Here is a 22,991-nt window from a genome sequence, read left to right on the forward strand (position 1 = left end):
CTGCCTTATCGGCAGGGCTGAACCTGTCTGGCTCAGGCGGTTTTTTCCGTGCCGAGCCATCGATAGGTAATGCCGCCGACCACTGCACCGAGGATCGGCGCCAGCCAGAACATCCACAACTGCTGCAGCGCCCAACCGCCGACGATCAGCGCCGGGCCGGTACTGCGGGCCGGGTTGACCGAGGTGTTGGTGACCGGGATCGAGATCAGGTGGATCAGCGTCAGCGCCAGGCCAATGGCAATGGGCGCGAAGCCCGTCGGCACACGACGGTCGGTGGCGCCGAGGATGATCAACACGAACATCGCCGTCATCACCAGCTCGCACACAAACCCCGCTGCCATCGAATAACCACCAGGCGAATGCTCGCCGTAGCCGTTGCTGGCCAGGCCCGAAGCCAGTTCGAACCCCGGCTTGCCGCTGGCTATGAAGTACAACAGTGCAGCGGCAACGACGCCGCCGATTACCTGGGACACGATGTACGCCGGTAACTCCCTGGCCGGAAATCTTCCGCCCACTACCAGCCCCACCGACACTGCAGGGTTCAGGTGACAACCGCTGATGTGCCCGATGGCAAATGCCATGGTCAGCACCGTGAGCCCGAACGCCAGGGCCACACCGAGCACACCGATCCCGACCGGGGACGATGCGGCCAGTACCGCACTGCCGCAGCCACCCAACACCAGCCAAAACGTACCCAGTCCTTCCGTAACGGAACGTTTGAACAGTGACATGAACACATCCTTAATAGATTGCTCTATCTGATTAACGGGTCTGTGATGCATCCCTGCTGCCTTAAATCAGGGCCCTCCTGGGGCCTGATTGGAGTACAGCAGGATTGTGTAGCAAGACCAGCGGGATAGAGAAAACTGTCAGAATTGTTCGGAATTGAGGTTGCAGTTAACCAACGGAATCAGTCTATTCCGACGAAGCCACCGGTCTGGTGTTGCCACAATCGCGCATACAAACCGCCGTGTGCGAGCAATTCGGCATGGCTGCCGGTCTCGGCGATCTGGCCTTTTTCCAGCACCACCAGCCTGTCCATTCTGGCAATGGTGGACAGCCGGTGGGCGATGGCGATCACTGTCTTGCCCTGCATCAGGGTTTCCAGGCTTTCCTGGATCGCCGCTTCGACTTCCGAATCCAGCGCCGAGGTGGCTTCGTCCATGATCAGGATTGGCGCATCCTTGAGCAGCACTCGCGCGATGGCGATGCGCTGGCGTTGCCCGCCGGAGAGTTTCACCCCGCGTTCGCCTACGTGGGCGTCGAGGCCGGTGCGGCCCTCGGCGTCCGACAGCAATGGGATGAACTCGTCGGCGCGGGCCTTGTGCACGGCGGCCCAAAGCTCTTCGTCGGTGGCGTCCGGCTTGCCATACAGCAAGTTGTCGCGGATCGAGCGGTGCAGCAGCGAGGTGTCCTGGGTGATCATGCCGATCTGTTCGCGCAGGGTTTCCTGGGCGACGTCGGCGATGTTCTGGCCGTCGATCAGGATACGGCCGCCTTGCAGGTCGTACAGGCGCAACAGCAGGTTGACCAGGGTGGATTTGCCCGCGCCGGACGGACCGATCAGGCCGATCTTTTCACCCGGTTCAATCGCCAGGTTCAAGCCGCTGATGATCCCGCTCTTCTTGCCGTAGTGGAAATCCACCTGATCGAACCGCACCTCGCCATGGGGCACTTCCAGGCGCGGGGCATTTTCCCGGTCGGTCACTGCCAGCGGCTGGGCGATGGTTTTCAGGCCGTCCTGGACCATGCCGATGTTTTCGAAAATGCCGTTGACCACCCACATGATCCAGCCGGACATGTTGACGATACGAATCACCAGGCCGGTGGCCAGGGCGATGGCGCCCACCGAAATCAGGGATTGGGTCCACAGCCACAGGGCAAGGCCGGTGGTGGTGACAATCAGCAGGCCGTTCATGGTGGTAATCACGATGTCCATGCTGGTCACGACGCGGCTGGCCAACTGGGTTTTCTCGGTCTGCTCGACGATCGCTTCCCTGGCGTAGTTCTGCTCGAAATTGGTATGAGCGAACAGCTTCAAGGTGGTGATGTTGGTGTAGCCGTCGACGATCCGCCCCATCAGTTTTGAGCGTGCCTCGGAGGAGATGACCGAGCGCTCCTTGACCCGTGGCACGAAGTACCGCAGGGCCAAGCTGTAGGCGACGATCCAGGTGATCAGCGGGATCATCAGGCGCCAGTCGGCTTCGGCGAACAGCACCAGGGCGCTGATGGCGTAGATCGCCACGTGCCAGATCGCGTCCACGGCGGCCACTGCGGAGTCGCGCAGGGAGTTGCCGGTTTGCATGATGCGCTGGGCAATGCGCCCGGCGAAATCGTTCTGGAAGAAGTTCAGGCTCTGTTTGAGCACATAGCTGTGGTTTTGCCAGCGGATCAGGCTGGTCATGCCGGGGCTGATGGTCTGGTGCACCAGCAGGTCATGCAGGGCGCCGAAGATCGGGCGCAACAGCAGGGCGACCACGGCCATCCAGATCAGCTCGGTGGCGTGGATCTGGAAGAAGTTGGCGGGCGGCGTGCCCTGGGCCAGGTCGATGATGCGGCTCAGGTAGCTGAACAGCGCCACTTCGATCAGCGCGCCGATCAGGCCCACCACCAGCAAGGCGGCAAAGCTTGGCCATACCTGGCGCAGGTAATAGACGTAGAAGGGTAGGACTTTGTCTGGAGGGGCCGCGCTGGGAGGTTCGCGGAAGATGTCGATCAGTTGTTCAAAACGACGATAGAGCATTAGGTCTGACGCCCGCGCGGCGGGCTCTCCTGTTCAAATGCGCGCGACGCCTTGCGGGCCCCGCGCGAAACTCCCTGTAGCCTTCAGTCGATGCGCTTGGCCGACTTGATCAGGACAGGATCGATTGGCACGTTCTGCATGCCCTGTTTGGTGGTGGTCTGCGAGTTGACGATGATGTCGACCACGTCCATGCCCTTGACCACTTTGGCGAACACCGCGTAACCGGCATCACGGCCCGGGTCGAGGAAGGCATTGTCCGCAACGTTGATGAAGAATTGGCTGGTGGCGGAGTTCGGGTCGTTGGTACGCGCCATCGACAGGGTGCCGCGCACGTTATGCAGGCCGTTGCTGGCTTCGTTCTTGATCGGTGCTTCGGTCGGCTTTTGCGACATTTGCTGGGTAAAACCACCGCCCTGCACCATGAAGCCCGGGATTACCCGGTGAAAAATGGTGTTGGTATAGAAGCCCTTGTCGACATAGGCCAGGAAGTTCTTGGTACTGATCGGGGCCTTGACCGGGTCCAGTTCGATCTCGATGTCGCCATTGGTGGTGGTGATCAATACGTGGGGTGCCTTGGCGGGTTCGGCCGCCATCAGGTTGGCAGCGAACAGTACGGAACCGGCAAAGAAGGCGATTTTTTTCAGCATGGGTCAGTGATCCTGGGTTGTGGTTTCGACTGTCTTGAGAAAATCGAGCAGGGTGTTGTTGAAGCGTTCAGGTTGGTCCAGCGGCGTGGCATGGCGGGAATCCTCGATCACCACCAGCCGCGCATCGGGCAGCAGTTTTACATAGATTTCTTTCTGCGCCACGGGGGTGTAGTCGTGGTCGGCGCTGATGACCAGGGTTGGACAGGATATTTTCGAAAGTTGTTCCTGTACGCCCCAGCCAACAATCGCATCGAAGCTGGCGAGGTAAGCACGTTTGTCGTTTTTTGCCCAGCGTTCGGCCATCTTGCGCCGCAGTTCGGCCTGTTCGGGCTTGGGAAACAGCAGGCTGCCCAAGGCCTTGCCGATAGTGTTCAGGCTGAGGATGCGCGCCAGGCTCCAGCGCTTGGCCCACTGCCAATAGTCGCTGGCGCTGCGAACCTTGACCTGGGGCGCACTGTTGACGATGCACAGGCTCTTGAGCATTTTCGGCTCATCCACTGCCAGTTGAAAGGCGATCATGCCGCCCATGGACAGGCCGACCACGTGGGCCGGCGGCAAATGCAGGTGTTCGATCAAGGCCACCATGTCGGCGGTGAAGCCGGCGATGCTGTAGCGCTCACGGGGTTTGTCGGAGCGGCCGTGACCGCGCACATCCACCACCACCAGGCGATAGTGTTGGGACAGCACGGGCACTTGCAGTTCCCAGTCCAGGCAACTGGAGCCCAGGCCGTGGATCAGGATCAGCGGCGCGCCGTGGCCATATTCCTCGTAATGCAGGGTGCAACCTTCATGTTCGAAATAGGCCACGTGAACTCCTTGTTCAGGCTTGCTGCGGTGCGGCGAATGGCGCGTCCAGTGGTGCAGTGTCGAAGGTGCGCAGCAACTCGACGAGAATCTGCGTGGCCGGGCCCAGGGGTTTGTCCTTGTTCGAGTAAAGATAGAAGGTCGGGTTGCGGCTGCCACCCCGTTCCAGGAGCAGTAGCTTGAGCAGGCCTTCCTTGAGTTCGCGTTCGATCAGGTGTCGCGGCAGCCAGGCGAAGCCCAGGCCGCTGCTGACGAAGGTGGCGGCGGTGGGCAGGCTGCCGACGGTCCAGCGCTGCTCGGCGCCGAGCCAGCCGACGTCCCGTGGCTGCTGGCGGCCGGAGTCGCGGATCACCACCTGCATGTGGCTTTCCAGATCCTGGAAGCTCAGTTCGCGGTGCAATTGATGCAGCGGATGTTCGGGGTGGGCCACGGCGACAAATTCGACGTCGCTCATTTCCGTACCGAGGTAACCGGGAATGATGAACCCGCTGATGGCGAGGTCGGCCATGCCGTCCATCAACAGCTCTTCGACACCGGACAACACCTCTTCGCGCAAGCGCACCCGGCAGCCACGGCTTTGCGGCATAAAGGCAGTGAGGGCGCGCACCAGGCGGGCGTTGGGGTAGGCCGCGTCGACCACCAGCCGCACCTCGGCTTCCCAGCCTTGTTCCATATGGTGGGCCAGGTCTTCCAGTTGGCTGGCGTTTTTCACCAGTTGCCGGGAGCGGCGCAGCAGCACTTCACCGGCTTCGGTGAGCACGGCCTTGCGCCCGTCAATGCGCAGCAGCGGCACGCCGAGCTGATCCTGCATGCGGGCCACGGTGTAGCTCACCGAGGATTGCGAGCGGTGCAGCGCTTCGGCCGCCTGGGCGAAGCCGCCATGGTCGACCACGGCTTGCAAGGTGCGCCATTGATCAAGGGTAACGCGGGGCGCTTTCAAGATGAGCTCCTCTTGTCCTAAGCTGGCGGTCCTTATTGGAGACTGCCGAATGAGAAAATTCTGTTGTGTGCTGCTGGCGTTGCTGCCGTTGAGTGCGTTTGCATTCAGTACCGATGTGACGAAAGACATTCAGGGCGTGAAGATCGATTACAGCGCGTCAGACGTCGACAGCAATATCAGTTCGATCCAACTCACCAACTACGGCCCCAATGACGCGGAGTGCAAGGTACGCTTTACCAATGGTCCGGAAGCCCCGCGTACCCGCAAGGTCACGGTCGCGGCAGGGAAAACCACCAACACCACGGTCAATTTCAGCCGTGCCATTATCAAGATGCGTATCCAGCTGACCTGCGCACCGAAATAAGGCAAAAGCGGAGCTTGCGTACAGCAATACTCCGCTTATAAACAAATTTATAGATGGGTTATAGCAGTTTTTTACGCTTTTTAATCGAACGGACCCTGTCTAACCTTCACTCCATCGCCTTACAGCATTCACCGATGGAGCTTACATAATCATGGCCCGTGTTCTGATCATCGAAAGCAGTGCCCGTCAGCAGGATTCAATCTCCCGCCAGATGACCCAACAATTCATCAGCCAATGGAAAGTCGCCCATCCGGCTGATCAGATCACCGTACGAGACCTCGCCATCAACCCGGTTCCGCACCTGGATGCCAATCTGTTGGGCGGCTGGATGAAACCTGCCGAGCAGCGCAGCACGGTTGAACAGGCCTCCCTGGACCGCTCCAACGAACTGACCGATGAATTGCTGGCCGCCGATGTGTTGGTGATGGCCGCGCCGATGTACAACTTCGCGATTCCCAGCACCCTCAAAGCCTGGCTCGACCATGTGCTGCGTGCCGGTGTGACCTTCAAGTACACCGCCACCGGCCCCCAGGGCCTGCTGACCGACAAGCGCGCCTTTGTGCTGACCGCCCGCGGCGGCATTCACGCCGGTGGCAGCACCGACCACCAGGAACCGTACCTGCGTCAGGTCATGGGCTTTATCGGCATCCATGACGTCACGTTCATTCATGCCGAAGGGGTGAACCTGGGCGGTGATTTCCAGAAGAAGGGTTTGAACCAGGCCAAGGCGTTGTTGGCCCAAGTGGCGTGAGATGTTAATCGTCAGATAATCGCCCGCTGTTTAGATAGCTCCACGCAACCCTTCAAGTACGCGTATCGAACCTCCCTTTGCACTTTTTGCTCCTGAGTGCTCCCGCCCGACTGACGCTTTTAGCGAGGTCGGGTTTTTTTTGCCTTGAGTTTCGTAACGCGCGGAAAACCGCTAATGTCGCGCCCATTCAAAATGAGGCGAGCATGGGCTATCTACTTGTTGTGACGCTGATCCAGGCGTTTTCCTTCAGCTTGATCGGCGAATACCTGGCCGGTCACGTCGACAGTTACTTCGCGGTGCTGGTGCGCGTGTTGTTGGCCGGGCTGGTGTTTATCCCCCTGACCCGCTGGCGCTCGGTAGAACCGGCGTTCATGCGCGGCATGCTGTTGATCGGCGCACTGCAGTTCGGCGTGACCTACGTGTGCCTGTACCTGAGCTTTCGCGTACTGACGGTGCCGGAGGTGTTGCTGTTCACCATCCTGACACCGTTGCACGTGACCCTGATCGAAGACGCCCTGAACCGCCGCTTCAACCCGTGGGCGCTGGTGGCCGCACTGGTGGCGGTGGCGGGGGCAGCGGTGATTCGCTTCGACCAGATCACCCCGAACTTCTTCATGGGCTTCCTGCTGCTGCAACTGGCCAACTTCACCTACGCCGCCGGGCAGGTGCTTTATAAGCATCTGGTGGCCCGTCATCCAAGTGATCTGCCGCATTACCGGCGCTTTGGCTACTTCTATCTCGGCGCGTTGGCGGTGGCGTTGCCGGCGTTCCTGATGTTCGGCAAGGCCAACTTCCTGCCGGAAGCGCCGTTGCAATGGGGCGTGCTGGTATTCCTCGGGCTGGTCAGCACGGCACTGGGCATGTACTGGTGGAACAAGGGCGCGTGCATGGTCAACGGTGGCACATTGGCGGTGATGAACAACCTGCATGTGCCGGTGGGGTTGTTGCTGAACTTGCTGATCTGGAATCAGCATGAACCGTTGGGCAGGTTGCTGCTGGGCGGCTTGGTGATTCTCGGGGCGGTGTGGATCAGCCGGCTGGGCCTGCGGTCGTCGGTGCCAATTGCGTCAGCAAAAAATCAATGAATGCGCGGGTCTTTTGCGGCACGCGTCGCGCTGACGAATAAACCGCATTGATGGTGATTGCCGGCGCCTGCCATTCGCAGAGCACCGGCACCAGGCGCCCGGCGCTCAGGGCGTCTTCGACGATAAAGTCCGGCAACAGCGCGATGCCCATCCCGGCCTCTGCCGCCTGGGCCAGCAGGTCGCCGTTGTTGGCGTGCAGAGGGCCGGTAACGTTGACCCGCTGGGTTTCCTGGCCCTTGCTCAGTTGCAGGCTGACGCCGCTTTGCAGATACCCATAATTGAGGCATTGGTGGTGGCGCAGGTCTTGCGGGGTCTGCGGTGTGCCCGCGCGTGCCAGGTAGGCTGGCGCAGCCACCATGATCCGTGGCGCAGGTGCCAACTGGCGGGCGATCATCGTTGAGTCGGGCATGCTGGCGATGCGGATGGTCACGTCGAAACCACCGCGTACCGGGTCGACCTGTTGGTCGCTGAGCACCAGTTGCAGCTCGATATGCGGATGCTGTTCATGGAACAGCGGAATCAACCGCCCCAGGCGATGCAGCCCGAACGACATCGGCGCATTGACCCGCAACACGCCCCGTAGCTCACCGATACCATCCCGGGCCCGCTGTTCGGCTTCGTCCAGGGCGGCCAGTACTTCACGCGCAGCTTCAAAATACTCGGCCCCGGCCTCCGTCAAATGCAGGCTGCGGGTGGTGCGCTGAAGCAGTTGCACGCCTATGGCTTCTTCCAGCGCCTGAATCTGTTTGCTGACTTTTGAGCGCGGTACGTCCATGGCTCGCGCGGCGGCCGCGAAGCCGTTCTCGCCGACCGTGACGACAAACGCCCGCATGCATTCGATACGGTCCATGATTGTCCCTTTTTTAGAATCAATGATTCTCTATTTTAGGTAATTGTCTCGATTTTATCCATCCCATAAAGTTACTTCCAAGCCGCCAGCCAAGCTTCACAGCGGCGCTGAACGCACCCCTTACCGAATCGAAACCATTAAAAGGAAGTCACCATGTCTATTCGCGAATTGCTCAACCCAGCCAACTCCACCCTGATCCTGATCGACCACCAGCCGCAGATGGCCTTTGGCGTGCAGTCGATCGATCGCCAGACCCTGAAGAACAACACGGTGGCGCTGGCCAAGGCCGCCAGGATCTTCAACGTGCCGACCATCCTGACCTCGGTTGAGACCAAGAGCTTCAGCGGCTACATCTGGCCGGAACTGCTGGACGTGTTCCCGGACCAGCAGCCGATCGAGCGCACCTCGATGAACTCCTGGGAAGACAAGGTGCTGGTGGCCGCGGTGAAGGCCACCGGGCGCAAGAAGCTGATCATGGCGGCCCTGTGGACCGAGGTGTGCCTGAACTTCCCGGCCCTGGAAGCCCTGGCCGAAGGCTACGAGGTGTACATCGTCACCGACGCCTCCGGCGGCACCAGCAAAGAAGCGCATGACATGTCGGTGCAACGGATGATTCAGGCGGGCGCGGTACCGGTCACCTGGCAGCAAGTGCTGTTGGAATACCAGCGTGACTGGGCTCACAAGGAAACCTACGACGCGGTGATGGGCCTGGTACAGGAGCACAGCGGCGCTTACGGCATGGGCGTGGATTACGCCTACACCATGGTTCACGGCGCGCCGCAGCGTCAGGTCAAGTAAGGTCCAACGCAAAAAAAACGGCACAACTCGGGTTGTGCCGTTTTTTGTTGTTACATCACTGCCTTTTCCGCCGGGGGCAGGTGACTGGCCCCCAGCACCGCCGGCAACATCCCCGCCCGCAAGTCACCGCCGCTGGGCTGCTGGTACAGGCTCAAACCAAATTCCGGCAGCACCGCCAGCAGGTAGTCGAAGATATCGCCCTGGATCCGCTCGTAGTCGGCCCATGCGGTGGTGCGGGTGAAGCAGTAGATCTCCAGCGGAATGCCCTGGGCGGTGGTCTGCATCTGCCGCACCATGCAGGTCATGTTCGGCTGGATCTCCGGATGGCTTTTCAGATAGGCCAGGGCATACGCGCGGAAGGTGCCGATATTGGTCATGCGTCGGCGGTTGGCGGACATCGCCGCGACATTGCCCTGGGCTTCGTTCCAGGCCTTGAGCTCGGCCTTCTTGCGGCTCATGTAGTCGGTCAGCAGGTGTACCTGGGTGAGCTTCAGCTCTTCGTCGTCGCGGATGAAACGCACGCCGCTGGCGTCGATATACAGGCTGCGCTTGATCCGCCGGCCACCGGAGGCCTGCATGCCGCGCCAGTTCTTGAACGACTCGGACATCAGGCGCCAGGTGGGAATCGAGACGATGGTCTTGTCGAAGTTCTGCACCTTCACGGTGTGCAGGGTGATGTCGACCACGTCACCGTCGGCGCCGACCTGGGGCATTTCGATCCAGTCGCCGACCCGCAGCATGTCGTTGCTGGTCAGTTGCACACTGGCGACGAACGACAGCAGGGTGTCCTTGTAGACCAACAGAATCACCGCCGACATTGCACCCAGACCGGAAAGCAGCAGCAGTGGCGAGCGGTCGATCAACGTGGCGACGATGATGATTGCGCCAAACACGAACAGCACCATCTTCGCCAACTGCACATAGCCCTTGATCGAGCGGGTGCGGGCGTGTTCGGTGCGGGCATAGATGTCCAGCAGGGCGTTGAGCAGTGCACTGATCGCCAGCACCATGAACAGAATGGTGAACGCCAGGGCGACATTGCCGATGAACAGGGTGGCGGTCTTGCTCAGGTCCGGCACCAGGTACAGGCCGAACTGGATCACCAGTGACGGCGTCATCTGTGCCAGGCGGTGGAAGACTTTGTTGTGCCGCAGGTCGTTGAGCCAGTGCAGCGCGGGTTGCCGGCCCAGCAGCTTGACGGCGTGCAGGATGAGGTACCGGGCCACTCGTCCGAGCAGCAATGCCACTACCAGCAACACCATCAGCGCGAGGCTGGAATGCAGCAGCGGGTGTTCGTCGAGGGTGCCCCAAAGGTCTTTGACGTTGAGCCAGAGCTGTTTGATATCCATGGGTAAACGCGATTCTTCTGTAAGACGTGACGGGCGGATTAGAGCATTTAAGTACGTCAAAGTTGTGGTTGTGGACAAATCCCCTGACAAAAAAGCGCCTGATTAACCCAGTTCGCGTAAAGAAACTCGGCCTGAGCGCCCGAAACCGTTACCCTATGCAGCTGTTTTTTTGTATTTCTTCGAGGTAGCACCCGTGTTTTCCCAATTCGCCCTGCACGAACGCCTGCTCAAAGCCGTGGCCGAGCTTAAATTTGTCGAGCCAACGCCTGTGCAAGCAGCGGCCATCCCGCTCGCGCTCGAAGGGCGTGACCTGCGGGTGACGGCTCAAACCGGGAGTGGCAAGACCGCCGCTTTCGTCCTGCCGATTCTTAACCGTCTGATCGGCCCGGCGAAAGTCCGTGTCAGCATCAAGACCCTGATCCTGCTGCCGACCCGCGAACTGGCCCAGCAGACCTTGAAGGAAGTGGAGCGCTTCTCGCAGTTCACTTTCATCAAGTCCGGCCTGATCACCGGCGGCGAAGACTTCAAGGTCCAGGCCGCCATGCTGCGCAAGGTGCCGGACATCCTGATCGGCACCCCGGGCCGGATGATCGAACAACTGAACGCCGGCAACCTGGACCTCAAGGAAGTTGAAGTCCTGGTGCTCGACGAAGCCGACCGCATGCTCGACATGGGCTTTGCCGACGACGTGCAGCGCCTGGTGCAAGAGTGCGTCAACCGCCAGCAGACCATGCTGTTCTCGGCCACCACCGGTGGTTCGACCCTGCGCGACATGGTCGCCAAGGTCCTGAACAACCCTGAGCACCTGCAGGTCAACAACGTCAGCGACCTGAACTCGACCACCCGTCAGCAGATCATCACTGCTGACCACAACGTGCACAAAGAGCAGATCCTCAACTGGTTGCTGGCCAACGAGACCTATCAGAAGGCTATCGTGTTCACCAACACCCGGGCCATGGCCGACCGCATCTACGGTCGCCTGGTGGCTCAGGAGTACAAGGCGTTCGTCCTGCACGGTGAGAAAGACCAGAAGGACCGCAAGCTGGCCATCGACCGCCTCAAGCAAGGCGGCGTGAAGATCCTGGTCGCCACCGACGTTGCCGCCCGCGGCCTGGACGTGGATGGCCTGGACATGGTGATCAACTTTGATATGCCCCGCAGCGGCGACGAATACGTGCACCGTATCGGTCGTACCGGGCGTGCCGGCAACGATGGCCTGGCGATCTCGCTGATCTGCCATGGCGACTGGAACCTGATGTCGAGCATCGAGCGCTACTTGAAGCAGTCGTTCGAGCGCCGCACCATCAAGGAAGTCAAAGGCACCTACGGCGGGCCGAAGAAGGTCAAGGCATCGGGCAAGGCCGTTGGCGTGAAGAAGAAAAAGGTCGACGCCAAGGGCGACAAGAAGAAGGCCGGTGCCAAGTCGCCGACCAAGCGCAAGATTGCCAACCGTCCAAAGACCGACAACCTGTCGTTGGTCAGCAAGGACGGCATGGCGCCTCTGAAGCGCCGCAAGCCGGAAGCACCGGCTGCCGAGTAAGGCTTGAGCCATAAAAAAACCGGACAATGTCCGGTTTTTTTTCGCCTCAATTTTTGGCCTTGGCCGCTGCTTCGTCCAATTCCTTGAGGCGCTGGTCGATCAGTTGGCACTTGTCGGGCAGGTCCGCGCTGGCGGTTTCCAACTTCATGTTCTGCAATTCTTCGTTGATCTCCTTGGCCTTCTCCGGGTTCTGTTGGGTGAGCTTGGTCACTTCCTTGGCCAGTTGTTCACGTTTGGCGGTGGCTTCTTCGAGCGTGCAGCCCCAGGCGGGCAGGGCGGCAAGCAGCGTGGCGGCGACGGCCATATTCAGCAGGGTTTTCATGATTCGGACCTCCATGGCGGTGATGAACGGTTGAGGGCCGTGAGCACTGAAAAGTTCAGCGAAATCGCGTCCGTCCGCTAGGCTGAACGGACGACGGGTCCGGCATGTCACACCTTTGAAGGGCCTATTTCGTGTGCCTTCAGGAGGAATCAGGATGACGACTTACGATTGGGATTTGATCGAACGACTGTTGCATGAGGTACAGAACGGTGGCGCCAGCTTCGCCCCACGCAAATACGCCGAGGAAGAAGCGACTAAAAGGGCCGCCGCCGGAGAGCCCATCGGTAATCTCGATGAGTTTAAAAAGCTCGCGGCGGATTACGAGGCGTTGTTGTTCAAGCACGGCTTTATTGAGTCGCGGTCAGAGGAAGAGTGCGGCAATGGTGAGAACTTCAAATTGACCCAGCGCGGCTCACAGTTGCTGAGCCTGATCGACAGCTGTATCCCCGGTGATAATCACCCGCGTCAGGTGCTGGACGAGCAGGCGGATGCGCTGGATCCGGCGACGTTTGATGAACTGGCTTCCAAACCACAGATTGCCTGATGACTATGGGGTGCCAGCCTTCAGGCATTTAAGTGCCTTGAAGTCACTGCGCACCTTGTCGATCTTTTGTGTCAGCTTCTGGCGTTGTTGCACGGTGCTTTCCGCCATCAGGTCGACGATCAGGCTGCGGGCAGCGGCTTCGGTCTGGGCGTAGGCCTGGCGATATTCCGGCGTCCACAGGCTTTCGCGGTTCACCAGCAGTTGCTCGATCTTCTGTGGGAAATCGCTGCTGTGGCGGTCTTTGACGGCTGCGATAAATAGTGTTTGCCAGTGGGCGCGGTTGCCAATCCATTGTTGGTTCTGCTCACCCAAGGCGATCGACCAGGCGGTGACGCGATTCTGCTGGCTGGCACTTAACGGCCCGAGCCACGCATCGAGGCGCTTGTTCATGCGCTCGGCGCGTTCCTTGATCTGCTGCTCGAGGGGCGGTTTCAGGTATTCGTCCTGACGCTTGCGCAGGTCCTTGGCGAACGCTTGCTCCATATCCTGTACTTGCTGGTCGTCCAGCCCCTGCAGTAGCTCGACGGCGGACGGCGTGATCGCCCGGGCGCTCTCGGCAATAGCTTGTTTGGCTTCGGCGGTACGGGTTTGCAGGGCGGCGTCGGTCACCTGGTTGGTGTCGACCATCTGTTGCAGGCGATCGAGCCAGTCCAGGTAGCCCGGCAACTGGGTGGTGCAATGCCAGGCCAGGTGTTCCTTGAGTGTGTCGTTGAACCAGCTCTTCTGCCCGGCGTTCATTTCCAGGTAGTCGCTGAGGGTCCAGGGGATGATCACATCCAGATTGCGATAGGCCAGGCCCACCCGATTGCAGCCGGCAAGCACCAGGCTGAGGGTCAGCAACATCACCAGAAATTTTAACCGACGCAGCATGAGCGAGTCCTTGCGCAGACGAGAGTATTGCATCTGAACCCGTCAGGGCAGCGACAGTTCAGCCCATCAATAAAACGCCCGCTCGGCCTTCAGGGTCAACAGCCCGTCGCATTGCGAGTTGTGTCCGGAGTAGGCCGAGCAATCGCCGCCGCTGAGGCTGGAGTCGCTGTAGATCAGGTTCAGGTCGACGCCCATCCATGGCCTGGAAAATTGTACCGACCAGTCGCTGAAGCTGCGGATCGAGCTGCCATCGGCCACCGAGACCGGGGTGCCGAGCTGGTGGGTGGTGTATTTCATGCTGACGCCGATGCCGAACGGCTTGGTGCCGCCGAGGTCGGCGAACAGGGTGCTGTCCTGCCGGTCCGGGTCGTTGCTGAAGGAGGCGCCGAAGCGATTGCCCAGCAAGGTCAGGCCGCCGTAGAACTCCTGGCTGTCGAGGGGGCTCAGCTTGGGATAGCTGTAGTGAATCATCCCCAGTTCATAACCCAGGGTCTGGTCGAAGGGGCGTTTGAAACCCAGGTAGGAGTCGACTTCCAGGTTGCTGGTCGGGGAAATGCCCATGCTCGGTGAGAATTGGCCGAGGTACAGGCCGCTGCCGTGGCTCAGGTCCAGGCCGCCATGGAACGAGTCGCTCCCGGGTGCCGTGGGCTTTACCAGGCCTTGAGCCATGCTTCGGCTGGGTGTCGTGCCCAATTTCAGGTCGAAATCACCCAATTCACGCTGGAAAACCTGCGCTTCGGCGAGGGGGCTGGCCAACAGGGCACCGGCCAGGAATATGCAGGATTTGAGCATGCTTCACTCCATGAAAAGCGAGGAGCAGTAACGGGAAATATCAGGCAAATGCCCGATCTAGACGTGTGCAAGCATACCGGCGATGGTTCGCAGATGAGGCCCGTTCGTCGATTGGCGTAATAAAGGGGTGTATCAGAGGGTAGTGCGGGCTCTAGTCCTAGCGCCTTGAAAGGCAAAGCGCATAGGGACCAGGTGTAATGCGCGAGTCTTACTTTTTACCCAGGGTGATCTGCTTGGACGGGCCGAAAGTCTGGCCGCTTACGCCTTTGGCAATCTGCTGGATTTCGCCGCCCTGCTTGAGGAATGCAGCAATTTGGCTGTTGATCGATTCGCTGGTTTCAACGGCGGGAGCTGGCTTTGCTTTGCTGTTGGATGCTTTTACGCGCATGGCGGCCACTAACCTGTAGAGAATTAACTTGGCCATGCATCGTACATGAAATGCTTGACAATTGCTTGGCAAATATCCCCGTGAAATATACGCAGGGTTTATGAATCGCCTGGATTATTAAGTGAAATACTCACCTAACTTGCTGTTTTAACTCGAATCCCTCGAGGAAATCCGGCCGTGGGTACTGGCCGGATTCAGCCCGATGACCTGACGAGCGGGGCGCTTCTCGGCAAACCCATGATTTTTCAGGCCTGTACGCCGGTACGCGGGACCGCCGTCGTCAACTCGGGTAGAATGCCGCCCACGCAATGAGGGTATTTGAGATGGCTTTAGTCGGGCGCTACAACAGCTTGCAAGTGGTTAAACACACTAACTTTGGTTTGTACCTGGATGGTGATCAAGAGGGCGAAATCCTCTTGCCCAACCGATATATCCCCAAAGATATTCCCAGTGAAGATGAAGACTGGCTCAACGTTTTCATTTATCTGGACAGCGATGACAAACTTATCGCGACCACCGAAAAACCAAAAGTACAGGTGGGTGAATTTGCCAGTCTGAAAGTGGTTGAAGTCAACAGTATCGGTGTATTCCTCGATTGGGGCCTGCCCAAGGATCTGCTGCTGCCTTACTCCGAAGAAAAGCGCCAGCTGACCGCCGGTGAGTATTGCGTGGTACACGTCTACCTCGACAAACACACCAAGCGTATCACCGCCACCGCACGCCTTGACCGCTACCTGGACAAGACCCCGGCCACCTACAAGGTCGGCCAGGAAGTTGACTTGCTGGTAGCCGAAGCCACCGACATGGGCTTCAAGGCCATTATCAACAACAAGCACTGGGGCCTGATCCACAAGAACGAAGTGTTCAAGTTCCTGCGCCCGGGCAAGGAAGAGAAAGGCTTCATCAAGGAAATCCGCGCCGACGGCAATATCAGCCTGAGCCTGCAGCCTGTGGGTGAAGAAGCGGCCTCCAGCCTGAACTCGAAGATCCTCGCCAAGTTGCGCGACAACAACGGCACCTTGCCGGTCAGCGATAAAAGCGACCCGGCACTGATCAGCAGTTTGTTCGGTGTCAGCAAAGGCAACTTCAAGAAGGCCATCGGCGCCCTCTACAAGCAGGGTCAGATTGTGATCCACGCGGATCGCATTGAACTAAGCTGATCGCGGTTTGCTCTTCTGTAGGAGCATGCTTGCTCCTGCAGAAGGCCGCCTCAATGTCTAGAAAAACGCTTTTCGCCTACCTCGGTACGTTGCTTGCCTTTCTGATTCTTGACGGCCTGTGGCTCGGTGTCCTCATGGGCCCGACCTACAAAGCGCTGCTCGGCCCGTTGATGCTTGACCAGCCGCGCCTGTTCCCAGCCGTGGCGTTCTATCTCCTCTATGTATTCGGTTGTGTGGTGCTTGTCGTCCTGCCTGCGTTGGCGAGCGGCGGCTGGCAGCGTGCCGCGCGGCTTGGTGCACTCCTGGGATTGGTAGCCTACGGCACCTATGACCTGAGCAATTGGGCAACCCTGCAGGGCTGGTCGGCCGGTTTGGCCTTCATGGACATCGCCTGGGGCACCTTCCTGACTGCCGTTTGCTGCACCGTGGGCTATCAATGTGCGCGCAGGGTGCACAATTGATTGTGTACAGGATTGCCCTGCACCATCCCTGAGCGAATCATCACCGCTCAATCGTCTCTACGCCTCCTGAAGAGCCAAGCTCTACCGGGGATTGTGCCGAGTTTTATTGCATTGGCACGCATTCTGCTCAACAACTCGTATACAAACCATGTCGCCTCCCGTACGCACTCCCGTCGCGGGTGGCAGGCCGGTATTTACGAGGAGCCCTGCGATGACCGAACAATTGCCCAAAGGCTACAGCCCGCGCCTGTACAACCAGGACCTGGGACCGCTGCCGCAAAAATGGAACTGGTACAACATCTTCGCCTTCTGGATGAGCGACGTGCACAGCGTCGGCGGCTACGTATTCGCCGCCAGCCTGTTCGCCCTGGGGCTGGCCAGTTGGCAGGTATTGATCGCCTTGCTCGCCGGGATTTGCATTGTGCAATTGATCGCCAACCTGGTGGCCAAGCCGAGCCAGCAGGCGGCAGTGCCGTACCCGGTAATCTGCCGGTTGGCCTTTGGGGTATTCGGGGCGAATATCCCGGCGGTGATTCGTGGCTTGATCGCAGTGGCCTGGTACGGGATCCAGACATACCTGGCGTCCAGTGCATTGATCATCGTGGTGCTGCGCTTTTTCCCACAGATGGCGGTATACGCAGAGCCGCACTTTGCCGGTCTGTCGTACCTGGGCTGGTTCGGTTTCCTCAGCCTGTGGACGCTCCAGGCGCTGGTGTTCTGGGCGGGCATGGAGTCCATCCGTCGTTTCATCGACTGGGCGGGGCCTGTGGTCTATGCGGTGATGTTTGCCCTGGCAGGCTGGATCGTCTGGAAGGCTGGCTGGGCCAATATCAGCTTCACCCTGGCGGAAAAATCCCTATCAGGCTGGCAGGCGTTTGGCCAAATCATCGTGGCAACCGCGTTGGTGGTGTCGTACTTTTCCGGGCCGACCTTGAACTTCGGTGATTTCAGCCGCTACTGCCGCACGATGAAAGACGTGCGTCGCGGAAATTTCTGGGGCTTGCCGGTAAATTTCCTGGCGTTCTCCCTGGTCACCGTGGTGATCGTCTCGGGCACCTTGCCGGTGTTCGGCGAAATGCTCCACGACCCGATTGCCACCGTTTCGCGCATCGACAATGACATGGCTGTGTTGCTGGGGGCGTTCGCCTTTGTCACTGCGACTATCGGCATCAACATCGTCGCCAACTTCGTCTCGCCGGCCTTTGACTTCGCCAACGTGGCACCGAGCAAAATCAGCTGGCGTGCCGGTGGAATGATTGCGGCGGTGGCCTCGATCTTCATCACCCCATGGAACCTGTTCAACAACCCGCTGATGATCCACTACACCCTCGATATCCTCGCCGCGTTTATCGGGCCGTTGTTCGGGATTCTGCTGGTGGATTTCTACCTGATCAAAAAACAGAAGATCGACGTGGATGCGTTGTTCGATGACAGCCCGAGCGGGCGCTACTACTTTGACGGCGGCGTGAACTGGACGGCGGTCAAGGCACTGGTGCCCGCGACGCTGGTAGGCGTCGCGATCACCTTCACCCCGGCGCTGCAGGGCATGGCCAATTTCGCCTGGTTTACCGGCTGCTTCCTGGGTGGGCTGTTTTTCCTGGTGTTGGCGCGGCGTGAACAGGTTCGCGCGCCTGTGTCGATGGTTGCCGGCTGACCAGCACCGATCCGGCCACCAACAAACCGGCGCCTGCTACCACCAGCGCCGGTTGCAGGCCACCGCTGAGGTGGCTGCTCACCGACGCCAGCAACGGACCGCTCAATTGGCCGATCGCAAAGCTGGCGGTCAGCAACCCGGTGCTGCGCTGGTAGCCGTGGGGGGCGACCTCACGCAAGCGCGCCATCACCAGTTGCATGCACGCCAGGAATGGCCCACCGCACAGCAACACCCCCAGCGCCAGCCCCCAACCGTTGCCCAGCAGGCAGGCAAACACGCCTGCCGCTTGCAGCCAAAGGGTTGTCATCAGCCAGCGACGGGTGGTGTCCGGGTCCTTGCGGCGCAAACTTGCCGCCACCACGCCAATCGCGGCAGCCAGGCCAAAGCAGGGCCAGAACAGGTCTGCTTGCCATGCGCCCTTGAATTGCGCGCTGGCCATCTGTGACAGGAATGTCGCCGGGATGATGTAGCCAAGGCCATACAACACGTAGATCCAGCACAGATGTGTGATGCTGCCGTTGCTGGCCACGTCGGTGTGGCTGGCAGCGGGCGAGTCGGCAGCAGAAGGCTTGGGCAGGAACGGCAGGATTGCCAGCAGCATGACCAGGGCGACTACCCCATACACCAGCCACAAGGTTGCAGAGTCTTGCCCCAACAGGTTGGAGCCCAGCGCCAGCAACCCGGTCAACAGAATTCCCAGCCCCGGCCCGGCAAATACCAGCGCACCCAGGCGTGGGCGCCCGGCCGCAATGGCCAGCGGCTGGCTCAGGCTGGTAATCATCACCAGCGCCCATGCACTGGCTACACCGGTACCAAAGCGCAACAACAGATGCGGCCAGAACCCGTGGGCCCAGTACGACGCCAGGGTCAGCAGCACACACAGCCACAGCCCACCGTACAAACGCCCGCGTACATGGTGATGGCTGCGGGCAAAGATCGAATCCACCGCGCCGACGAAATAACCCAGGTAGTTGGCCGCCGCAATCAGGCCGGCGCCGGTCAGGTCGATCTGCCCTTCACTGAGCAAATGCGGCATTTGCGGGGTGAGCGCGAATCGACCTATGCCCATGGCCATCATCAGGGCGATAAAGCTGGCGAGTAAGCGGATCAGCGGTGACATGGTGGGTTTTCCTGGGAGCAGCGAGTGACCATCAGGTTAAAGCGGATTGACTTTCTTTAAAAATGAATAATAGTGAGTAACTTGTTCAGTTTTGGAGAATGGTGATGGAGTTCAGTCAATTGCGGATTTTCCAGGCCGTGGCCGAGGAAGGCTCCATCACCCGTGCCGCTGAGCGCTTGCACCGGGTGCCGTCCAACCTGTCGACCCGGCTTAAACAGATGGAAGAACAACTGGGCGTCGAACTGTTCGTGCGCGAGCGCCAGCGCTTGCAGCTTTCTCCTGCAGGCAAAGTGCTGCTGGACTACAGTGCGCGCCTGCTGGCCCTGCATGACGAAGCCTATGGCGCGGTGCAAGGCGGGCAACCGGCTGGAGACTTTGTGCTCGGCAGCATGTACAGCACGGCGGCGATTCATTTGCCCAAGCTGCTGGCGCGTTACCACAAGGCGTATCCGATGGTGAACCTGCAGGTGCAGTCAGCTCCCAGCGGTGAACTGCTGGAAGGCTTGATCACCGGGCGCCTGGACGCCGCATTGGTGGATGGGCCGTTGACCCTGGCCACCCTCGACGGCGTGCCGCTGTGCGAAGAGCGCCTGCTGCTGATCTGCGAGGCGGATCATCCGCCGGTGCGTGGGCCGCAGGATGTTGCCGGCCGTTCGGTGTTCACTTTCCGACGCAGTTGTTCTTATCGGGCGCGCCTGGAAGCCTGGTTTTCCCACGATCGCGTGGCCATGGGCCGGGCCATCGAGATCGAGTCGTACCAGGGCATGCTGGCTTGTGTAATCGCCGGTTCCGGCGTGGCGTTGATGTCGGAATCGATGCTCGACAGCCTGCCGGGCAAGGACAGCGTGTCCATTCATCCGCTGGCCGAGCCTTTTGCCAGCGCCACCACCTGGTTGATGTGGCGCAAGGGCATGCTCGGCGCTAACCTCAATGCGTGGATTGACCTGCAGCAGGAGGGCAAGGTGCTACCGGAAACCGAAACCCGAGCGATTGCTTGAACGATCCGTCAGGATTTTGATCAATTCAGTAATAGTTCGTTGTGGTTTCGTTCAAGCAATACGTAAGACTTAAGACTACTATCTGTAGGAAGCGGCCACAGAATTCCAGCCGCTCGGCATTACCCCAAGGGGGCACCATGAAAGAGAAACTGCAAAACTGGCTGCACGACCTCGGCGTCGCACTCGGCTTGATCGAGCCACCGCTGCAACCGGTGCCAATCCGCACCGATGACGAGCAGCGTCGCCCGCGTCGCAGGTAAGTCCTGGAAAGCGCTCAAGCATGTTTGTTTGGGCGCGGCCAGGTGGTTTGCCTGTGTATTGGAGTCATGATTGATCATGACCCGTTGCTGTGTACTTCAATTCTTCGTCTGGCTTTGGCCGGACGTTTTCATTTCCGGGGTTTGGTGATTTTCTCAAGACACCTGCTTTCGGAATAATCCTTAAAATATTTAATTTAACAATGCCACGGTAATACCGATTGGTAGTCCGGACGTGTGCGCGTCAGTCGCGTTTTGGCAATAAGTATCGGAATTGGACTACCTGTTTGTCAGAGTCGGCGGGCTTATTTGATTATTAGGGTAGGCGTAGGTTGAGTTTCATCACGAAAAGATTTGTAGCGTTTGCAGTTCTTGCAAGCCCCCAACTTCATTGAGTTGCGCTCTCCGGAGTAGGAGCCAGTCAGAACTGTTGGAGACAAAACCATGATGTTCTCTTCCGTTCCGCCAGTCGCCGCGTCACTTATTGCAACCACCGAAAACATCTTGCATATCGCCCCTGCATCGCGTGGCTGGAAAGCTGATGCACCCGGCAACGTGGTGTTTTTCCCGCCGACGTTAACCAAGCAGGCTCTGCTTATACAGATTGCACTGCTGCGCCCATCAACGCTCGTTGTCGCAGACCAGGTTATTGATGCCGACGTCATCAACCAATGGCGTATATCCCACCCATTTGGCGAACTCTATTTGGTCCGCAGAGGTACAAGTCTGGATAAGATCCGATTGGATCTGTGCGAGCGCAACAATGTTCGAGTGATTAACACGCCAGGGGTCAATGCGCCGCATGTTGCTGCCTATATTGCGCACTGGCTGACGCTGGCCGATGGCTCCTTGCCCCATGACATCTGTGTGCTGGGATACGGCAATGTAGGGAAAGAGCTTGTTAAGTTGTTGCTTGCTCGAGATCCGGATGTTCGGATTAAGGTGTTGGGTCGACGCGATCGAGTGCCGGACAGTTTCGCGAAAGCCTCTTCCGATTGTAGGGTTTCATTGGTTGACGACTGGCTTGAGGCGCTCGAGGGGGCCAATGCAGTCGCCCTATGCTTATCCCTGAATGATGAATCCATTTATCGCATTGATCGGACCCTCATTCAGTGCCTGCACAGAAAGGCTCGCCTTGTCTGTGTCGCCAAGCCGGATGTCTTTAGCGACGATGCGTTGCAGACCCTGGCAATCTCCGAAGACATCCAGCTCATATTGGACTACGGCCCCAGGACACTGGATGCGTTTCGGGTGCGCACACAAGCGCTCGGCTGCAGTGTCTCCACGTGGTACAAGCCGGCGACACTGACGACACAGGCGGCCACCACCGAAGCCTGCCATTGCGACCTCGACTATGCGGTCTCGGTGCAACTGAGCTTGATGGCCTTGCGCGGCCTTGTCCGGCGCAAGCTTGCACACTCATTGGCGATCCCCTCTCGGCAAGCCGATGCCGGTGCGCCGCGTGTGTCGATCATCGGCAGAGGTATCAACGGGCTGCTCCAAGCCGTGATGTTCCGCCTGGCAAATTATCAGGTCACGGTTTACGGAGGAAATCAGCAGCGCGATGGTGCCAGTCACAAGCAGGTGAACATGCGTCATCTGTCAGCAACGGAGACGACTGCAAAACCGCTGCCTAACGATTACCTGACTCCCGCAAATCAGTACCTGGCCATTGAGTGCAATCGCGCAGGCATCGAGCTGTTTGAAAAATTCCTGGCCGACAACCCATCGCTGGCACGATTTGCACGATCGCGAATTGTACGAGCCTATGTGGACGACTCCAGTGGCACGGAGGCCGCGATCCGCGAGCAATGGGATATTGAAAACAGGCCTTGGCCGAGTGGCAAGCCGGGGCGAGAGCTTGCAGAGATCAGTCAGCTGCAATTCCAGGCAATGTATGGAGTTCCCGAGGTCGGGCGGGCGATTGAGGTGTCGGGCTACGATCTGGAATTTATCCATTTAATGGATGAGATGGTGACGCTTTTGCAGCGCTCAGGGGTTGAGTTCCTGCCACGGCACCTGAGTCCGGTCCAAATTGCCGATCTGAGTAGAGAGCACTTTGTCGTCACGGCCATGGGGGTGGACGAGCCAGAGGTCATCCCGATCATTGGCTGGTTTTTCAAGCTGCGCGCCGTTGATGATGAAGGTGTCGACATGCGCGGACTCAAGCTGCAGTACGACCTGCCAATCGGCGTCATGAATTGCCGCCTGGACGGGAACTGCATCCTTGTCTCCGCCGGGCAGGTGCCGCCCGATTCGACGCCGCAGTACAAGGAGCAGATACGGGCGGCGTGCCTGGCTGCCGTTTCTCGACACTTTCCAAAGTCCTGCAGCCGCGCAATCGAACGTGGCGACTTGCAACAAATCGAATGTGCCAGGCCCGGCACCGCAGATGGACTTTCAATCGTGCATTGGTCCGCCTACAACCGCATTGTCGCGGGGGCAACTTATGCCGGGGGCACCACGCAGGGATTGGTATGGGCCTCTTTGGTCCAGGAAGTCATCCAGGCCAGAGCGCCGGGGGTTTCGGCAGTATGGGAATAAAAAAAACGGG

Annotated in this window: 24 protein-coding genes; 12 read left to right on the top strand and 12 right to left on the bottom strand. The window is 59.3% G+C overall.

Annotation, left to right across the window (positions count from 1 at the left end; all coding sequences use genetic code 11):
• Nucleotides 1-32: 32 nt before the first annotated feature.
• The 5 genes from aqpZ to HX839_RS04285 all read right to left on the bottom strand — a co-directional run bounded on the left by aqpZ (nt 33) and on the right by HX839_RS04285 (nt 5,134).
• Nucleotides 33-731 (bottom strand): aquaporin Z, encoded by a 699-nt coding sequence (gene aqpZ, locus HX839_RS04265; RefSeq protein WP_087692558.1) that lies wholly within the window; start codon nt 729-731, stop codon nt 33-35.
• Between the two features lie 179 nt (nt 732-910).
• Complete coding sequence (locus tag HX839_RS04270; RefSeq protein ID WP_102605387.1) at nt 911-2,743, bottom strand: ABC transporter ATP-binding protein; 1,833 nt, start codon at nt 2,741-2,743, stop codon at nt 911-913.
• An 83-nt stretch (nt 2,744-2,826) separates the two neighbouring features.
• Entirely contained in the window at nt 2,827-3,390 is a 564-nt protein-coding gene (locus HX839_RS04275; RefSeq protein ID WP_003210708.1) for a peptidylprolyl isomerase A, read from the bottom strand.
• Nucleotides 3,391-3,393: 3 nt separating this feature from the next.
• Nucleotides 3,394-4,197 carry an alpha/beta fold hydrolase gene (locus HX839_RS04280; protein WP_177066779.1) on the bottom strand — a complete coding sequence of 268 codons (804 nt, stop codon included), beginning with the start codon at nt 4,195-4,197 and terminating at the stop codon, nt 3,394-3,396.
• A gap of 13 nt (nt 4,198-4,210) precedes the next feature.
• Entirely contained in the window at nt 4,211-5,134 is a 924-nt protein-coding gene (locus tag HX839_RS04285) for a LysR family transcriptional regulator (protein WP_177066780.1), read from the bottom strand.
• A 49-nt stretch (nt 5,135-5,183) separates the two neighbouring features.
• Between HX839_RS04285 and HX839_RS04290 the strand changes: the two genes are divergently transcribed.
• The 3 genes from HX839_RS04290 to HX839_RS04300 all read left to right on the top strand — a co-directional run bounded on the left by HX839_RS04290 (nt 5,184) and on the right by HX839_RS04300 (nt 7,334).
• Nucleotides 5,184-5,498, top strand: coding sequence for a hypothetical protein (locus HX839_RS04290; RefSeq protein WP_026078195.1), 315 nt, complete (start codon nt 5,184-5,186; stop codon nt 5,496-5,498).
• Nucleotides 5,499-5,649: 151 nt separating this feature from the next.
• Nucleotides 5,650-6,249 carry an FMN-dependent NADH-azoreductase gene (locus tag HX839_RS04295; protein WP_177066781.1) on the top strand — a complete coding sequence of 200 codons (600 nt, stop codon included), beginning with the start codon at nt 5,650-5,652 and terminating at the stop codon, nt 6,247-6,249.
• Nucleotides 6,250-6,452: 203 nt separating this feature from the next.
• A complete protein-coding gene (locus HX839_RS04300; protein ID WP_177066782.1) occupies nt 6,453-7,334 on the top strand; it encodes a carboxylate/amino acid/amine transporter in 882 nt (293 codons plus the stop codon).
• Here HX839_RS04300 and HX839_RS04305 read toward each other — a convergent pair.
• Entirely contained in the window at nt 7,279-8,184 is a 906-nt protein-coding gene (locus HX839_RS04305) for a LysR family transcriptional regulator (RefSeq protein WP_177040345.1), read from the bottom strand. The two genes, HX839_RS04300 and HX839_RS04305, sit on opposite strands and share 56 nt — an antisense overlap.
• Before the next feature lie 153 nt (nt 8,185-8,337).
• Between HX839_RS04305 and HX839_RS04310 the strand changes: the two genes are divergently transcribed.
• The gene (locus HX839_RS04310; RefSeq protein WP_177066783.1) at nt 8,338-8,982 is read left to right on the top strand and encodes a hydrolase; all 645 of its coding nucleotides are present in this window, start codon (nt 8,338-8,340) and stop codon (nt 8,980-8,982) included.
• Between the two features lie 50 nt (nt 8,983-9,032).
• On the opposite strand, the gene HX839_RS04315 is transcribed toward HX839_RS04310, so the two are convergent.
• On the bottom strand, nt 9,033-10,331 hold the full coding sequence (locus HX839_RS04315) for a mechanosensitive ion channel family protein (protein ID WP_003210716.1): 1,299 nt from the start codon (nt 10,329-10,331) through the stop codon (nt 9,033-9,035).
• A gap of 193 nt (nt 10,332-10,524) precedes the next feature.
• On the opposite strand from HX839_RS04315, the gene HX839_RS04320 reads away from it, so the two are divergent.
• Complete coding sequence (locus HX839_RS04320; RefSeq protein ID WP_063034035.1) at nt 10,525-11,871, top strand: DEAD/DEAH box helicase; 1,347 nt, start codon at nt 10,525-10,527, stop codon at nt 11,869-11,871.
• 46 nt (nt 11,872-11,917) lie between these two features.
• Here HX839_RS04320 and HX839_RS04325 read toward each other — a convergent pair whose 3' ends face one another.
• Nucleotides 11,918-12,193, bottom strand: a complete 276-nt coding sequence (locus HX839_RS04325; protein ID WP_177066784.1) for a hypothetical protein — start codon at nt 12,191-12,193, stop codon at nt 11,918-11,920.
• Nucleotides 12,194-12,347: 154 nt separating this feature from the next.
• Here HX839_RS04325 and HX839_RS04330 point away from each other — a divergent pair, with 154 nt between their 5' ends.
• The gene (locus HX839_RS04330; RefSeq protein WP_003210719.1) at nt 12,348-12,737 is read left to right on the top strand and encodes a hypothetical protein; all 390 of its coding nucleotides are present in this window, start codon (nt 12,348-12,350) and stop codon (nt 12,735-12,737) included.
• Nucleotides 12,738-12,740: 3 nt separating this feature from the next.
• On the opposite strand, the gene HX839_RS04335 is transcribed toward HX839_RS04330, so the two are convergent.
• From HX839_RS04335 to HX839_RS04345, 3 genes are all read right to left on the bottom strand, one after another.
• Nucleotides 12,741-13,607 carry a DUF6279 family lipoprotein gene (locus HX839_RS04335; RefSeq protein WP_003210720.1) on the bottom strand — a complete coding sequence of 289 codons (867 nt, stop codon included), beginning with the start codon at nt 13,605-13,607 and terminating at the stop codon, nt 12,741-12,743.
• Between the two features lie 66 nt (nt 13,608-13,673).
• The gene (locus HX839_RS04340) at nt 13,674-14,399 is read right to left on the bottom strand and encodes a TorF family putative porin (RefSeq protein WP_003210721.1); all 726 of its coding nucleotides are present in this window, start codon (nt 14,397-14,399) and stop codon (nt 13,674-13,676) included.
• A gap of 208 nt (nt 14,400-14,607) precedes the next feature.
• Nucleotides 14,608-14,787 carry a hypothetical protein gene (locus HX839_RS04345; protein ID WP_003210722.1) on the bottom strand — a complete coding sequence of 60 codons (180 nt, stop codon included), beginning with the start codon at nt 14,785-14,787 and terminating at the stop codon, nt 14,608-14,610.
• Nucleotides 14,788-15,110: 323 nt separating this feature from the next.
• Between HX839_RS04345 and HX839_RS04350 the strand changes: the two genes are divergently transcribed.
• The 3 genes from HX839_RS04350 to HX839_RS04360 all read left to right on the top strand — a co-directional run bounded on the left by HX839_RS04350 (nt 15,111) and on the right by HX839_RS04360 (nt 18,062).
• Nucleotides 15,111-15,947 (top strand): S1 RNA-binding domain-containing protein, encoded by an 837-nt coding sequence (locus tag HX839_RS04350; protein ID WP_008438162.1) that lies wholly within the window; start codon nt 15,111-15,113, stop codon nt 15,945-15,947.
• 53 nt (nt 15,948-16,000) lie between these two features.
• Nucleotides 16,001-16,408, top strand: coding sequence for a DUF2177 family protein (locus tag HX839_RS04355; protein ID WP_177035913.1), 408 nt, complete (start codon nt 16,001-16,003; stop codon nt 16,406-16,408).
• A 211-nt stretch (nt 16,409-16,619) separates the two neighbouring features.
• Nucleotides 16,620-18,062, top strand: a complete 1,443-nt coding sequence (locus tag HX839_RS04360) for an NCS1 family nucleobase:cation symporter-1 (protein ID WP_008438164.1) — start codon at nt 16,620-16,622, stop codon at nt 18,060-18,062.
• Here HX839_RS04360 and HX839_RS04365 read toward each other — a convergent pair.
• The gene (locus HX839_RS04365; protein WP_003210726.1) at nt 17,974-19,182 is read right to left on the bottom strand and encodes an MFS transporter; all 1,209 of its coding nucleotides are present in this window, start codon (nt 19,180-19,182) and stop codon (nt 17,974-17,976) included. The genes HX839_RS04360 and HX839_RS04365 overlap by 89 nt on opposite strands.
• 104 nt (nt 19,183-19,286) lie before the next feature.
• Here HX839_RS04365 and HX839_RS04370 point away from each other — a divergent pair, with 104 nt between their 5' ends.
• The 3 genes from HX839_RS04370 to HX839_RS04375 all read left to right on the top strand — a co-directional run bounded on the left by HX839_RS04370 (nt 19,287) and on the right by HX839_RS04375 (nt 22,981).
• Complete coding sequence (locus HX839_RS04370) at nt 19,287-20,180, top strand: LysR family transcriptional regulator (RefSeq protein ID WP_177066785.1); 894 nt, start codon at nt 19,287-19,289, stop codon at nt 20,178-20,180.
• A 137-nt stretch (nt 20,181-20,317) separates the two neighbouring features.
• Nucleotides 20,318-20,440, top strand: coding sequence for a PA1414 family protein (locus HX839_RS31510; RefSeq protein ID WP_003210728.1), 123 nt, complete (start codon nt 20,318-20,320; stop codon nt 20,438-20,440).
• Nucleotides 20,441-20,881: 441 nt separating this feature from the next.
• Entirely contained in the window at nt 20,882-22,981 is a 2,100-nt protein-coding gene (locus HX839_RS04375) for an FAD-dependent oxidoreductase (RefSeq protein ID WP_177066786.1), read from the top strand.
• Nucleotides 22,982-22,991 lie beyond the last annotated feature (10 nt).

This window comes from Pseudomonas sp. I8001, from assembly GCF_013385345.1.
Classification (GTDB): Bacteria; Pseudomonadota; Gammaproteobacteria; order Pseudomonadales; family Pseudomonadaceae; genus Aquipseudomonas.

Bases quoted from the DNA above. Each gene is read 5' to 3' on its own strand.
- aqpZ (WP_087692558.1), bottom strand. From the start codon at position 731: ATGTCACTGTTCAAACGTTCCGTTACGGAAGGACTGGGTACGTTTTGG.
- HX839_RS04270 (WP_102605387.1), bottom strand. From the start codon at position 2,743: ATGCTCTATCGTCGTTTTGAACAACTGATCGACATCTTCCGCGAACCT.
- HX839_RS04275 (WP_003210708.1), bottom strand. From the start codon at position 3,390: ATGCTGAAAAAAATCGCCTTCTTTGCCGGTTCCGTACTGTTCGCTGCC.
- HX839_RS04290 (WP_026078195.1), top strand. From the start codon at position 5,184: ATGAGAAAATTCTGTTGTGTGCTGCTGGCGTTGCTGCCGTTGAGTGCG.
- HX839_RS04295 (WP_177066781.1), top strand. From the start codon at position 5,650: ATGGCCCGTGTTCTGATCATCGAAAGCAGTGCCCGTCAGCAGGATTCA.
- HX839_RS04300 (WP_177066782.1), top strand. From the start codon at position 6,453: ATGGGCTATCTACTTGTTGTGACGCTGATCCAGGCGTTTTCCTTCAGC.
- HX839_RS04305 (WP_177040345.1), bottom strand. From the start codon at position 8,184: ATGGACCGTATCGAATGCATGCGGGCGTTTGTCGTCACGGTCGGCGAG.
- HX839_RS04310 (WP_177066783.1), top strand. From the start codon at position 8,338: ATGTCTATTCGCGAATTGCTCAACCCAGCCAACTCCACCCTGATCCTG.
- HX839_RS04315 (WP_003210716.1), bottom strand. From the start codon at position 10,331: ATGGATATCAAACAGCTCTGGCTCAACGTCAAAGACCTTTGGGGCACC.
- HX839_RS04325 (WP_177066784.1), bottom strand. From the start codon at position 12,193: ATGAAAACCCTGCTGAATATGGCCGTCGCCGCCACGCTGCTTGCCGCC.
- HX839_RS04330 (WP_003210719.1), top strand. From the start codon at position 12,348: ATGACGACTTACGATTGGGATTTGATCGAACGACTGTTGCATGAGGTA.
- HX839_RS04335 (WP_003210720.1), bottom strand. From the start codon at position 13,607: ATGCTGCGTCGGTTAAAATTTCTGGTGATGTTGCTGACCCTCAGCCTG.
- HX839_RS04340 (WP_003210721.1), bottom strand. From the start codon at position 14,399: ATGCTCAAATCCTGCATATTCCTGGCCGGTGCCCTGTTGGCCAGCCCC.
- HX839_RS04345 (WP_003210722.1), bottom strand. From the start codon at position 14,787: ATGCGCGTAAAAGCATCCAACAGCAAAGCAAAGCCAGCTCCCGCCGTT.
- HX839_RS04350 (WP_008438162.1), top strand. From the start codon at position 15,111: ATGGCTTTAGTCGGGCGCTACAACAGCTTGCAAGTGGTTAAACACACT.
- HX839_RS04355 (WP_177035913.1), top strand. From the start codon at position 16,001: ATGTCTAGAAAAACGCTTTTCGCCTACCTCGGTACGTTGCTTGCCTTT.
- HX839_RS04360 (WP_008438164.1), top strand. From the start codon at position 16,620: ATGACCGAACAATTGCCCAAAGGCTACAGCCCGCGCCTGTACAACCAG.
- HX839_RS04365 (WP_003210726.1), bottom strand. From the start codon at position 19,182: ATGTCACCGCTGATCCGCTTACTCGCCAGCTTTATCGCCCTGATGATG.
- HX839_RS04370 (WP_177066785.1), top strand. From the start codon at position 19,287: ATGGAGTTCAGTCAATTGCGGATTTTCCAGGCCGTGGCCGAGGAAGGC.
- HX839_RS31510 (WP_003210728.1), top strand. From the start codon at position 20,318: ATGAAAGAGAAACTGCAAAACTGGCTGCACGACCTCGGCGTCGCACTC.
- HX839_RS04375 (WP_177066786.1), top strand. From the start codon at position 20,882: ATGATGTTCTCTTCCGTTCCGCCAGTCGCCGCGTCACTTATTGCAACC.